Here is a 13,118-nt window from a genome sequence, read left to right on the forward strand (position 1 = left end):
CCTGCGACGGCATGAGGCCGGCGCGAAAGCGCACAGGACGGTGAGCGACGTTACGGGTAAGCGTCGCACGCCTTTGACCTGGCCGCATGCCGTCGGGCGCATGCACGAAATCTCGCGACCGCCGCAAGGCGGGCGCGGCAGAAGTGTCCGCGCTTTGGAAGGAAACGTCCGGGCGACGCGAAAGCGCGCCGGGGCGGTAGTCGATGCAGCTCCCCGGGAGGCCGGGCGGCAGCGCGTGCGTGATGGTTTGACGTGCGCAATGTCGCTCGATCCCGGTGCCTGCCCCGGCCGCAACGACATGCCTCCGTCGTTGTGGCCGGGCAGCCTTCTCGTCGTGAACGTGGTGTGCGTTCAAACGCTCGGTTGTGGAAACTAGCAAGACGAAAGGCACCCCAAAGGGGCAAAATGATTGGTAACGATTCGTTGCTATTGGTAAACCACGACCTGGCTAGCGATCTGTTATAATTGACTCTATGAAAATCGGCACTTAATAGTTTCCATAAATAGCATGCTGAAGCAGCGCACTCTCAAATCCATCGCCAAGACAGTTGGCATCGGCTTGCACTCCGGTCGCAAGGTCGAGCTGACGTTGCGTCCCGCGCCGCCCGATACCGGCATCGTGTTTTGCCGTATCGACCTGCCTACGCCGGTCGACATTCCGGCGTCGGCGCTGAGCGTTGGCGACACGCGCATGGCGTCCGTTCTCCAGAAGGACGGTGCACGCGTGTCGACGGTGGAGCATTTGATGTCCGCATGCGCAGGGCTTGGCATCGACAACCTGTATGTCGACGTCACGGCCGAGGAAATTCCGATCATGGACGGCAGCGCCGCGACGTTCGTCTTCCTGATCCAGTCCGCCGGTATCGAAGAGCAGAACGCGGCGAAGAAGTTCATCCGTGTCACGCGTCCGGTCGAGGTGCGTGAAGGCGACAAGTTCGCGCGCATGGAGCCGTACAACGGTTTCAAGCTCAAGTTCACCATCGATTTCCGTCACCCGGCCGTGGATCGTACCGGCCAGGCGCTCGAGGTCGATTTTGCCGAGACGTCGTACGCGAAGGAAATCGCGCGTGCGCGCACGTTCGGTTTTGCCCACGAAGTGGAAATGCTGCGCGAGCTGGGTCTGGCGCGCGGCGGCAGCATGGACAACGCGATCGTCCTCGACGAATACCGCATCCTGAACAACGACGGCTTGCGCTACGACGACGAATTCGTGAAGCACAAGATGCTCGATGCGATTGGCGACCTGTATGTCATCGGCCACCCGCTGCTGGCGTCGTACACCGCCTACAAGTCGGGTCACGGGCTGAACAACGCCCTCCTGCGCGAATTGCTCGCGCAGCAAGCCTATGAAGTGGTGACCTTCGAACGTGCAGAAGATGCGCCGCGCGGGTTCCAGTTCGAGCCGCAAACGGCATTTGCCTGAAGCACGATTCAGGTGGGTCTTTTACGCAAAACGCGCCGACAGGATTCGGCGCGTTTTTGTTTGGCGGGCAGGCGCCCAGGGTCAGTCCTTGCGTGTGCCGCCGTGCGAGTGGCGGGCGACGAGCCGCGCGAGGGCGTCGCGCAACGGCGACGGTTCGAGCTGGTCGCGCAGGTCGCGCAGACTCACGAGCCCCTGGCGCGACAGGCGCGCCTCTTTGGGGGCCTTCGCCGGTTCCGGTGCGGCGATGCTGACGCGAATCCGGATATTGCGGATGAGCCAGCCGCGCCTGGCAAGCCCTTCGATCAGCGACGGCGTCTGCTGGCGCAGGCGGGCGGCCACGGCGTTGTTGGTCACGAGGAAGACGAGCGCCCCCTCCCGTGGTGGCGCGAGCCGCACCGTGCCGGCCAGCGGCGCAGGCAACAGTGCGCGGACGTCCGTTTCAAGCCGGCCCAGTTGTTCCGCGGCGACGAGCAAAGACCCCGCGCCGTCGGCGGAGGACAACAGGTCGGTCAACGGGCGGGCCACACGCGGACGCGCCTTGCGGGGCGATTTCAGGAATTTCATATCTGGGCCATGGTCAGACGCTATTGTACCGGTCAAGGTGCCCGGGCCACTGCGCCGCACCATGCTAGAATCCCTTTTTTAGAATACGTGCCGAACCTGCGCGCGGCGTCCCTGCCAAACACCGGTTCGCCGCAAGGCATTCGAACGGGTACGCGGGTTTCGCGTCCGGGCGGCGTCAGGCTTTTTGCCTGCGCCGCCGGGCCGGCGCCCGCGGACAACATTTGCCGCCCTAACCAGTGATCCGATGATTCCCGGTCTTCTCAAAAAAGTATTTGGCAGCCGCAACCAGCGGCTCATCAAGCAGTACCAGAAAACCGTCGCGTCCATCAACGCGCTCGAGCCGCAGATCGCCGCCCTTTCCGACGACGAACTGCGCGGCAAGACCGAGGAATTCAAGCAGCGCATCGCGCAAGGTGCGAGTGTCGACTCGTTGCTGGTCGAAGCGTTCGCCGTCTGCCGGGAAGCCGGCAAGCGCGTGCTGAAAATGCGTCACTTCGACGTTCAGCTGATCGGCGGCATGGTGCTGCACTACGGCAAGATCGCAGAAATGCGTACCGGCGAGGGCAAGACGCTCGTCGCCACGCTGCCGGCCTACCTGAACGCGCTCGCCGGCAACGGCGTGCACGTCATTACCGTCAACGATTACCTGGCGCAGCGCGATGCGGAATGGATGGCGCGCCTGTACAACTTCCTCGGCATGTCGGTCGGCATCAATCTGTCGCAGATGCCGCACGAACAGAAGCAGGAAGCATACGCCGCCGACATCACCTACGGCACCAACAACGAGTTCGGTTTCGATTACCTGCGCGACAACATGGTCTATGAGACCTCGCAGCGCGTGCAGCGAAGCCTGAACTACGCCATCGTCGACGAAGTGGACTCGATCCTGATCGACGAAGCGCGCACACCGCTGATCATCTCGGGGCAGGCCGAAGACCACACCGAGCTGTACGTCAAGATGAACGCCCTGCCGGCATTGCTCGAACGCCAGATCGGCGAAGAGAAGGCCGACGGCACCGGTGTCGAGAAGCCGGGCGACTACACGCTCGACGAGAAGGCGCGTCAGGTGTTCCTGACCGAACGCGGTCACGAGAAGGCCGAGCAGGTGCTGACCGATTGGGGCATGATCGCCGAGGGCGACAGCCTGTACTCGCCGCAGAACATCACGTTGATGCACCATGTGTATGCCGCCCTGCGCGCGCATACGCTGTTCCATCGCGATCAGCATTACGTCGTGCAGAACGACGAGATCGTGATCGTCGACGAGTTTACCGGCCGCCTGATGGCCGGCCGCCGCTGGTCCGAGGGGCTGCACCAGGCCGTCGAAGCGAAGGAGCGCGTGAGCATCCAGCACGAAAACCAGACGCTTGCCTCGATCACCTTCCAGAACTACTTCCGCATGTACGCCAAGTTGTCCGGCATGACCGGCACGGCTGACACGGAAGCGTACGAATTCAACGAGATCTATCGTCTCGAGACGGTCGTCATCCCGACCAACCGCCCGAATCAGCGGCTGGATCGTCAGGATCAGATCTACAAGACGGCGAAAGAGAAGTACGACGCCGTCATCAAGGACATCCGCGATTGCGTCGATCGCAGCCAGCCGGTGCTGGTAGGCACGACCTCGATCGAAACGTCCGAGTACCTTTCGCAACTGCTCACGCACGAAAAGCTTCCGCATCAGGTGCTCAATGCCAAGCAACATGCGCGCGAAGCCGAGATCGTGGCGCAGGCGGGCCGTCCGGGTGTGATCACGATCGCGACCAACATGGCTGGCCGTGGCACCGACATCGTGCTCGGCGGCAACGTCGAGAAGCAGGCGGCGCTGGTCGAGGCCGATGCCGCCCTCGACGACGCCGAGAAGGCGCGCCGCGTGCAACAGCTGAACGACGAATGGCAAGGTCTTCACGAGCAGGTCAAAGCCGCCGGGGGGCTGCATATCGTCGGCACCGAACGTCACGAATCGCGCCGTATCGACAATCAGCTGCGCGGCCGTTCGGGCCGTCAGGGCGACCCGGGTTCGTCGCGCTTCTACCTGTCGCTGGAAGATCCGCTGCTGCGCATTTTTGCGGGCGACCGCGTGCGCGCCATCATGGATCGCCTGAAGATGCCGGAAGGCGAGGCGATCGAGGCCGGCATCGTGTCGCGTTCGATCGAATCGGCGCAGCGCAAGGTCGAAGCGCGCAACTTTGACGTGCGCAAGCAACTGCTCGAATACGACGATGTGTCGAACGACCAGCGCAAGGTGATCTACCAGCAGCGCAACGAACTGCTCGAAGCCACCGATGTGTCGGACACGATCGCCGGCATGCGCCAAAGCGTGTTCGACGATGTCGTGCGTGCGGACGTGCCCGCGGGCAGCGTCGAGGAACAGTGGGACCTGCCGGCGCTCGAGACCAAGCTGCGCGAGGAATGGCAGCTCGATCTGGCGCTCGCCGCCCAGCTCGATGTTGCGGAAGATCTCGACGACGAGGACATCCTCAAGCAGGTGCAGGACGCCGCGCTGGTGTCGTACCAGGCAAAGGTCGACCTGGTCGGCCGCGAGTCGTTCTCGGGTTTCGAGCGTTCCGTCATGCTGCAAAGCGTGGACACGCACTGGCGCGAACATCTGGCGGCGCTCGATCATCTGCGTCAAGGGATCCATCTGCGCGGCTATGCGCAGAAGAATCCGAAGCAGGAATACAAGCGCGAAGCCTTTGAACTGTTCGCCCAGTTGCTCGAGACCATCAAGCTGGAAGTCTCGCGCGTCATCATGAACGTGCGCATCCAGTCGCCGGAAGAACTCGAGCAGGCTTCCGAGCAATATGAAGAGAGCGTAAGCCATCTGTCGAACGTCGAATTCCAGCACGCGGAACTGGAAACGGTCGGCGCCGAAGAAGAGGCGCAAGCCTCGTCGCGCGGCGTAGCGGCGGCGGCATTTGCCGCACCGACGACGGCGCCGGAAGACGACCGGGTTCTGCAGCCGAAGGTTGGCCGCAACGATCCGTGTCCGTGTGGCAGCGGCAAGAAATACAAGCACTGCCACGGCAAGCTGGCTTAAGATGTGAAGTATGCGGCGCCGAAGATCGGCGCCGCGTTGTTTTGAGTGCCGATTTCGCTTTGACGCCGAATCGCTGACGCACTGCCGCCAGGCTGCCCCGACGCCGGCTGCGGCGCGACGGCTCCCGCCGCCCCGCCATCGCCACAGGGCCCGCCAATGCCGGTCAGGCCGATGCCTGTCGTTCGTCACAGCCCCTTTTTTCTGAACTCCTTCTCGCGGGCGAACCCCTATGGCCGTCAATTTCCCCTCGATCGATCCTGCTCAACTGCATGCCGTTCCCGGCGTCGAACTGGGCTGGGCCGAAGCGCATATCCGTAAACCGAACCGCAAGGATGTGCTCGTGATGCGCTTCGCGCCCGGTAGTACGGTGTCGGGGGTGTTTACGACGAACCGTTTCTGCGCCGCGCCGGTCACGGTCTGCAAGGCGCACCTCGCCGCCGCCGCCGGCATTCGCGCGCTGGTCGTCAACACCGGCAATGCCAACGCCGGCACGGGCGAGCCGGGCATGCTGGCCACGCGCCAAACATGCGACGCGCTCGCCAAGCTGCTCGACGTCGCGCCGAACCAGATCCTGCCGTTCTCGACCGGGGTGATTCTCGAGCCGCTGCCGGTCGACCGGCTCGTGGCCGGTTTGCCCCAGGCCATCGGCAATCTCAAGGCGGCGCACTGGTTCGAAGCCGCGCAATCGATCATGACGACCGACACGCTGCCGAAGGCCGCGTCGCGCCAGGTCACGATCGACGGCAAGACGATCACGATGACCGGCGTCAGCAAGGGCGCCGGCATGATTCGTCCGAACATGGCGACAATGCTGGGCTTTGTCGGCACCAACGCCCGCGTGGCGCAGCCGGTGCTCGATGAACTCGTGAAGTTCGTGGCCGATCGTTCGTTCAACGCGATCACGATCGACGGCGATACGTCGACGAACGACTCGTTCATCGTCGCCGCCACGGGCCAGACCGACCTGCCGGAAATCGCAAGCACAGATACGCCGGCCTATGGCGCGTTGCGCGATGCGTTGCTGTCGCTGTCGCAGGAACTGGCGCAGTTGATCGTGCGTGACGGCGAGGGCGCCACCAAGTTCATCACCGTGACGGTCGAGGGCGGGCGCGATATCGCCGAATGCCGTCAGATCGCTTACGCCATCGGCCATTCGCCGCTCGTGAAGACGGCCTTCTTTGCGTCGGACCCCAACCTCGGCCGGATTCTGGCCGCGATCGGCTACGCGGGCGTGACGGATCTCGACGTCAGCAAGATCGATCTGTATCTCGACGATGTGTGGGTCGCACGCGCCGGCGGCCGCAATCCCGATTACCGCGAGGAAGACGGCCAGCGCGTCATGAAGCAGGCCGAGATCGGCGTGCGCGTGGTGCTGGGCCGTGGCGACGCGCAGGCAACGGTCTGGACCTGCGATCTGTCGCACGACTACGTCAGCATCAACGCCGATTACCGTTCTTGATCATCTAACCGGAAGCGCCCGCCAGTGGCGCGTGGGGACTGTCGCATCATGGATAAGCTTGAACAATTTCTGACGCGCGCCGAAGGCGTGCTGGCCCGTCTCGAAGCGATGCTGCCGCCGGCCGCGCCCGCGATCGACTGGCGCGCCGCGCTGGCGTTCCGCTGGCGCAAGAAGCAGGGCCGCGGTTTCCTGCATCCGGTCGCGCACGTGTCGACGATTCGTCTGGACGATCTGAAGAACATCGAGCGCCAGAAGGCGGCGATCGAGCAGAACACGCGCCAGTTCGTACAGGGCGAGCCCGCCAACAACGTGTTGCTCACGGGCGCACGCGGCACGGGCAAGTCGTCGCTGATCAAGGCTTGCCTGAATGCCTACGCCGGACAGGGTCTGCGCCTGATCGAAGTCGACAAGGACGATCTGGCGGACCTGGGCGACATCGTGGAGCTTGTGTCGGCACGCCCCGAGCGATTCGTGGTGTTCTGCGACGACCTGTCGTTCGAGGAAGGCGAGTCGGGCTACAAGGCGCTCAAGGTCGCGCTTGACGGTTCCATCGCCGCGCAATCGGACAATGTGCTCATTTATGCGACGTCGAACCGCCGCCATTTGCTCCCGGAGTACATGCGCGACAACGAAACTTACCGTCATACCGACGACGGCGAAATTCATCCGGGCGAAGTCGTCGAGGAAAAGATTTCGCTATCCGAACGTTTCGGCTTGTGGGTCAGCTTCTATCCGTTCAAGCAGGACGACTACCTGACGATCGTCGCCCATTGGCTGGGGCATTTCGGCGTGCCGGAGGGCGAGTTCGAGGCCGCGCGCCACGAAGCGCTGATCTGGGCGCTCGAGCGAGGTTCGCGCTCGGGCCGCGTGGCGTTCCAGTTCGCGCGCGACTGGGCCGGCAAGCATCGCGGCGCAGCGCATTGATTCACCGTTTTTTTGCCTGAAACCGATACGACAATGACCGCAGTTGCCGATGCCGCGCCCGACGGGCGCCCCGTTACCGAAGTTGCCGTGGGCGTGATGGTCCAGCCTGATGGCGCAGTGCTGCTTGGCCAGCGTCCTGCCGGCAAGCCGTACGCCGGGTACTGGGAATTTCCGGGCGGCAAGCTGGAGGCCGGAGAAACGGTCGAGGCGGCGTTGGCGCGCGAGTTGCACGAGGAACTGGGCGTAACGGTCGAGCGCTGCGAGCGATGGCATGTGCTCGAACACGACTATCCGCACGCGTATGTGCGCCTGCATTTCTGCAAGGTGACGGTCTGGAAGGGCGAGCCGCACGGGCGCGAAGGACAGGCGTTGGCGTGGCGGCGCCCGCCGGTCGATGTTGCGCCGCTGTTGCCCGCCGCGTTGCCGCCGCTCAAGTGGTTGGAAGAGGAATTGGCGCGGTAAGCGGTTGGCAAGGGCGGGGGGCGGGGGCAGCAGCAATGATGCAGCCCCGCGAGGCCGGCGAGCGGATCGCCGGCCTTTTTGTTTCCGGAGCGCTGGGCGCTTACCGTTCGGTGGGATCGAGCGGGGCCGAACTCGACGGATCTTCGGGCGCCTCTGACGGGATCGTGTACTTCTCGGCGGCCCAGGCGCCCATGTCGATCTGCTTGCAACGCTCGGAGCAGAAGGGACGGAAACGCGCTTGGGGGCCCCACACGACTTTCTTGCCGCAGGTCGGACAATTGACGACGGTCGTCATGATACTTACAGATTACAGAGGGTCAGCAAAAACGGCACATCGCTATCGACGGGCCGGGGCTTCAGGTCGCCGTCCTGCGTGGTGAAGCGCACCCACAGCATGTACTTATTGGCGCTGGCTTCGGGAATCACGCGCAGATCGGTGGCGACGCGCACTTGCATGAGTTGATAGACGCGCCCGGTGAGCATCTGCTGATAGCTGCCTTGCTGCGCCATCGCCTTGCTCGCATGACCGGCCTCGCGAGCCAGGCCAAGCACGATCGTGATGGCATCGCGCAGCGGCACCAGCGGTGCGACCCACTTGTCGATGTCCTGACGGCGCTGCTCGGCGACGTTATGACGCCACGCATAGTACGACGGCAGATCGAAGCGGCAGGTGCCGCCCGGAATTACCGAACGGCTGCGAATGCTCGACAGCCATTCGTTTTCGTTAAGATGTTGGCCGGGTTTGCCGGGAATCTGGTTCAACGCGGACAGCGCACGTTCGACTTCGTCGATGAATGCTTCGAGAGCATCCGTCGCAATATCGGGATTGCCGCGATAGGTCTGGAGCGTCTGGCGCTGCCGATCGAGTTCCTTGATCAGATCGGCCTTCAGATCCGAGCGGCCCGCGATGTCAGCGATCTCGAATAGCGTAATGAGCGCCGCATGGTGATCGAGCGGCTGGTCCTGGCCGACGAAGAAGGCAAAGCGCCCGAACAGCTCCTCCAGCCGCAGCAGGGTGCGAATGCGTTCGTTGAGCGGATATTCGTACAGGATCAAGCGCGTCGGCCCAGGGAGTTGACGCAGTAGCTGCGTATTGGCGACATTCTAATGCGCAAATCCGGCGCGTGGCAATGCGCGATGGCTCGCATCATGCTGTGATTTCACCGTGATTTCCCGTGATTTTCGAAGCTTTGCCGAATTCAGGGGGAATGTCGCCGGTCATTTTCCGGTCCTTCGGGCGATGGCAAGGCCTCGCCGGCCAGTTGCAGATAGCGCACGTGCAACTGATCGACCTGCGTGACGAGCGGCGTCGCGTCGATGTTGTTGTCGATGAGGTCGTCGGCGACGGCTTGCCGTTCGCTGCGCCCGGCCTGATGCGCCATGATGGCGAGGACCTGTTCACGTGTGAATTGATTGCGTGCCATGACGCGCGCGATCTGCGTTTCTTCTGCGCAGTCGACGACGAGAATGCGTTGCACGCGCGCGCGCCATTGGCCGGACTCCACAAGCAGTGGCACGACGTACATCAGATAGGGCCCACGCGCAGCGGCTGCGGCGCGGTCGCATTCGGTGCGGATCAACGGATGCGTGATGGCTTCGAGACGTCCCTTCGCCTCGGCGTCGTGGAACACCAGTTCGCGCATGCGGGCGCGATCGAGCGCGCCGTCCGGCGCGACGAACTCGGCCCCGAAGGCCGCGCGAATCGGCGCCATGGCCGCGCCGCCCGGCGCGGTAATGCCATGGGCAATGGCGTCCGTGTCGATGATCGGCACGCCGTGCGCGGCGAACAAGTTGGCTACGGTCGTCTTGCCGCTGCCGATGCCGCCGGTCAGGCCGATGGCGTAAGTCATGATGCGCTCCCCAACCAGAATATGAAGCCGTTGCCGCACAGCAGCGTAACGAGCCCGGCCGCCGCGAGGAACGGGCCGAAGGCAAACGCCTGATTACGCGGCAGGCGACCGCTCGCCCACGCCGTGCCGGCCACCACCAGGGCCAGAAGCGACGCGATCGTAAAGATCTGCAGCAGGGCTGTCCATCCGAACCACGCACCGAGCGCGGCGGCGAGCTTGAAGTCGCCGAATCCCATGCCTTCCTGCCCCCGCCACAGGCGATGCATCCAGTAAAGCAGCCAAAGGCTGAGATAGCCGGCCATCGCGCCGATCACTGCGGCGGGCAACGCGGCGAACCAGTGCCCGAGATTGAAGAGCAGGCCAGCCCACAGCAACGGCAGCGTCAGCATGTCGGGCAGCAGTTGGGTATCCGCGTCGATCAACGCGAGTGCGACGAGCGTGTAGGCCAGTCCGAGCGCGCCGAGGCTTTGCCACGTCGGACCAAAACGCCACGCGACCAGTGCGCCAAGGGTGATCGCCGCAAACAGCACGGAAAGCCGGCGCGTTCGTCCAGGCGGCGCCGGCAGGCAGCTCGGCGCAGGGAGTGGCGGGGTGCTCGCGAGTGATGCGGGCTTGGCCGGCGTGCCGGCATGGGGGGCGGCGTCCGGCTCCAGCGGCAGATAGCCGTCTTGTGCGGCGGCAAGCTCGGCTTGCCATGCGCGTTCGATGATCACCGGCACGCGCCGCACGATGGCGTTGACGACGATGCCCGCGAAGAGGCCAAGGGCCGCGAACAGGCCGATACGCACTGCGGGCGCCAGGCGGGCCAGCACGTCGATGAGCAGCGGTGCGGCGAACCCGCCGGAGGTTGCGATCGAATCGAGACTCATGATGCAGCGTGGCCGAGCTGGAACATCGGCAAGTACATGGCCATCACGATGCCACCGACGACGAGGCCGAGGAATGTGATCATCATCGGTTCGAGAATCCCCGAAAGGGCGGTCAGCCGTTGCGTCACGTCCTCATCGAGCAAATCGGCGGCCTTGTTGAGCATGCGCCCGAGTGTACCCGATTCCTCCCCGACTGCCGCCATCTGGGCCACGAGTCCCGGAAATGTGGCGTCCGCGCGCAGCGCGGCGCCCAGCGTCGCACCTTGCGTGACGGCAAGGTGCACGCCGAGGGCGGCCTGGCGCATCGCAAGATTGCCGCAGACCGCCGCGGCCGCGTCCATGGCGTCGGTGAGCGGTATGCCTGCGTGGGCAAGTGTGCCGAGCGTGCGTGCCCACCGAACGGCGGCCGCCTGGCGTATCACGCGCCCGGCGAAAGGCAGGCGCAGCATTGCCCGGTCCGCCGCCCTGCGCGCGGCGGTAGTGCGGCGTACCCAGGCGGCGAGCAGTGCCCCAATCCCGGCGCTCGCGGCCAGCGCGCCCGGGCCGGCGGCAAGCGCCGTACGCGAGGCGCTGATGACCGCCCTGGTAACAACTGGCAGTGGCGCGCCCATGCCGGCAAACAGGCGCTCGAACTCGGGCACGACCCACGCGAGAAGCGCCGCGATCACGAGAAGCGCAACGCCGGTCACCGCGCACGGGTACGCAAGCGCGGCGCGCAGTGTGTCGCGCAACTTGCGCGCGCGTTCGCGGTGCTCGGCCAACCGGGCCAGTTGCAACGCGAGGGTGCCGCTCAGTTCGCCGGCGTCAACGAGGCGGCAATACACGCCGTCGATGCCCGACAGGTGGGCCGATGCACCCGGTGCGTTTGCCTGCCGGGAAATCGCGGCGGCAAACGCATGTCCCGCACGAACGTCAGCAGCGAGGCCGCGCGCGAGCGTCGCCATGCCGCCACCGTCGCTCGCATGCGAGAGGACGTCAAGGGCGGCCACAAGCGGTACGCCGGCATCGAGCAATGTGGCCAATTGTCGGGTGAATGCAGTGATGTCGTGCGAGCTCACGGGCGCCGGGCGCCGCGAACGCGAGGGTGCGATGCGGTCGACCTGAACGTGCCGCTCGCGCAGCAGCAGACGCGCCGCTGCCTCGCCCGGTGCACTGACGATGCCCGTGGTGAGTGCGCCTGCGGCATCGTGCCCGTGCCAGCGCCACGATGTTTCGGTCACTTTGGGTGCCATGGTATTGCGCGGTGTCATGACAGGGTGGCGGCCAGGACATCGTCGCGCCACACTTCGCCGCGCGCGCTGCGCGCCAGCCCGGCTTCGCGCAAGGTCAACACACCGTCGGCCGCCGCCTGTGCCGCAATGTCCTGGGTCGGCCTCGCCGCTGCGATCAGGCGCGCCACGGCTTCGCTGACCGGCATGACCTGATAAATGCCGGTGCGCCCGCTTGCGCCGCTGCCGTCGCAGTACCCGCATGGCGTGACGGCTTCTCCCGGCACGCATCGCGCCGGGCAGCGGCGCCGCACGAGGCGTTGCGCGCTGACAAGCCGCAGGCATGCGCCAAGATTGAAGGGAGCGACGCCGAGATCGAACAAGCGGGCGATCGTCGACGGGGCATCGTTGGCGTGCACGGTCGCCAACACGAGATGCCCGGTCTGCGCGGCCTGTACGGCAATCGCGGCGGTCTCGCCGTCGCGGATCTCGCCGATCATCAATACATCGGGGTCCTGCCGAAGGAAGGCGCGCAGTGCCACGGCGAACGTGAGTCCGGTGCGCGCGTTGACGTTGACCTGATTGACGCCCGGCAAGCGGATCTCGACTGGGTCCTCGACGGTCGCGATATTGCGCGACACGGTGTTCAGGCACCGCAAGCAGCTATAGAGGGACACGGATTTGCCGCTGCCGGTCGGTCCGGTGACAAGCACCAGGCCATAGGGGTGCGCGATGGCATTGGCAAGCGCGGTGCGCTGCGTCGGCAGGTAGCCGAGCGCGGACAGGTCGAGCGGCACCTTTGCCGCGTCGAGCAGCCGGATGACCAGCTTCTCGCCGTGCAGCGTGGGCAGCGAGCTGACCCGGCATTCCACCGCCTGATCGCCCTGTCGCCAGAGCATCTGGCCGTCCTGCGGCAGCCGCCTTTCCGCAATGTCGAGATTTGCGAGCACCTTGAGGCGCGTAGGCAGCATGTCGCGCAATGCGGCAGGCACGTCGGCACGTTCGCGGAGCTGCCCGTCGATGCGCAGACGGACGCGGAACCGGTGTTCAAAGGGCTCGAGGTGGATGTCGGATGCGCCGGCGGTCAGCGCGTCATGCAGGATGCGGTCGAGCAGGGCGCCGATCGAAGGCGTGTCGTGCACGCCTGCGTCCGCCTCGAATTGCCCCACGACGGGTGCGGCACGCGCCGGGGCGGACGCCGATTCGCGAACGGGCATGCGGGTGGAGCGGTTTGGGAAGGGATGGGCGGACATGGACGGCTCGCGATGCAGTGAGGCGTCCAGTGTCGCGTCGCGGCGGCAAGCCGGCAATCGGACACG

Annotated in this window: 12 protein-coding genes; 5 read left to right on the forward strand and 7 right to left on the reverse strand. The window is 65.0% G+C overall.

Annotation, left to right across the window (positions count from 1 at the left end; translation table 11 throughout):
* Positions 1-508 precede the first annotated feature (508 nt).
* Positions 509-1,423 (forward strand): UDP-3-O-acyl-N-acetylglucosamine deacetylase, encoded by a 915-nt coding sequence (lpxC, locus tag PTE30175_RS22760; RefSeq protein WP_150699353.1) that lies wholly within the window; start codon positions 509-511, stop codon positions 1,421-1,423.
* An 81-nt stretch (positions 1,424-1,504) separates the two neighbouring features.
* Here lpxC and PTE30175_RS22765 read toward each other — a convergent pair whose 3' ends face one another.
* A complete protein-coding gene (locus tag PTE30175_RS22765; RefSeq protein WP_191629185.1) occupies positions 1,505-1,987 on the reverse strand; it encodes a DciA family protein in 483 nt (160 codons plus the stop codon).
* Between the two features lie 244 nt (positions 1,988-2,231).
* Here PTE30175_RS22765 and secA point away from each other — a divergent pair, with 244 nt between their 5' ends.
* The 4 genes from secA to PTE30175_RS22785 all read left to right on the forward strand — a co-directional run bounded on the left by secA (position 2,232) and on the right by PTE30175_RS22785 (position 7,872).
* Positions 2,232-5,027 (forward strand): preprotein translocase subunit SecA, encoded by a 2,796-nt coding sequence (gene secA, locus PTE30175_RS22770; protein WP_150699355.1) that lies wholly within the window; start codon positions 2,232-2,234, stop codon positions 5,025-5,027.
* A gap of 229 nt (positions 5,028-5,256) precedes the next feature.
* Positions 5,257-6,486 (forward strand): bifunctional glutamate N-acetyltransferase/amino-acid acetyltransferase ArgJ, encoded by a 1,230-nt coding sequence (gene argJ, locus PTE30175_RS22775; protein ID WP_150699356.1) that lies wholly within the window; start codon positions 5,257-5,259, stop codon positions 6,484-6,486.
* A gap of 48 nt (positions 6,487-6,534) precedes the next feature.
* Positions 6,535-7,410, forward strand: coding sequence for an ATP-binding protein (locus PTE30175_RS22780; RefSeq protein WP_150699357.1), 876 nt, complete (start codon positions 6,535-6,537; stop codon positions 7,408-7,410).
* Between the two features lie 33 nt (positions 7,411-7,443).
* Positions 7,444-7,872 carry an NUDIX domain-containing protein gene (locus PTE30175_RS22785; RefSeq protein WP_150699358.1) on the forward strand — a complete coding sequence of 143 codons (429 nt, stop codon included), beginning with the start codon at positions 7,444-7,446 and terminating at the stop codon, positions 7,870-7,872.
* Positions 7,873-7,972: 100 nt separating this feature from the next.
* Here PTE30175_RS22785 and yacG read toward each other — a convergent pair whose 3' ends face one another.
* The 6 genes from yacG to PTE30175_RS22815 all read right to left on the reverse strand — a co-directional run bounded on the left by yacG (position 7,973) and on the right by PTE30175_RS22815 (position 13,052).
* Positions 7,973-8,167, reverse strand: a complete 195-nt coding sequence (yacG, locus tag PTE30175_RS22790) for a DNA gyrase inhibitor YacG (RefSeq protein WP_150699359.1) — start codon at positions 8,165-8,167, stop codon at positions 7,973-7,975.
* A 5-nt stretch (positions 8,168-8,172) separates the two neighbouring features.
* Entirely contained in the window at positions 8,173-8,928 is a 756-nt protein-coding gene (gene zapD, locus PTE30175_RS22795; RefSeq protein WP_150699360.1) for a cell division protein ZapD, read from the reverse strand.
* Positions 8,929-9,071: 143 nt separating this feature from the next.
* Entirely contained in the window at positions 9,072-9,722 is a 651-nt protein-coding gene (gene coaE, locus PTE30175_RS22800) for a dephospho-CoA kinase (protein WP_150699361.1), read from the reverse strand.
* Complete coding sequence (locus tag PTE30175_RS22805; RefSeq protein ID WP_150699362.1) at positions 9,719-10,591, reverse strand: prepilin peptidase; 873 nt, start codon at positions 10,589-10,591, stop codon at positions 9,719-9,721. The genes coaE and PTE30175_RS22805 overlap by 4 nt, the downstream gene beginning before the upstream one ends.
* Positions 10,588-11,823: a type II secretion system F family protein gene (locus tag PTE30175_RS22810; protein ID WP_191629186.1), complete on the reverse strand. Its 1,236-nt coding sequence runs from the start codon at positions 11,821-11,823 to the stop codon at positions 10,588-10,590. Before PTE30175_RS22810 ends, PTE30175_RS22805 begins: the two co-directional genes overlap by 4 nt.
* A gap of 14 nt (positions 11,824-11,837) precedes the next feature.
* Positions 11,838-13,052, reverse strand: coding sequence for a GspE/PulE family protein (locus tag PTE30175_RS22815; RefSeq protein ID WP_150699364.1), 1,215 nt, complete (start codon positions 13,050-13,052; stop codon positions 11,838-11,840).
* Positions 13,053-13,118 lie beyond the last annotated feature (66 nt).

The organism is Pandoraea terrae (genome assembly GCF_902459695.1).
GTDB lineage: Bacteria > Pseudomonadota > Gammaproteobacteria > Burkholderiales > Burkholderiaceae > Pandoraea > Pandoraea terrae.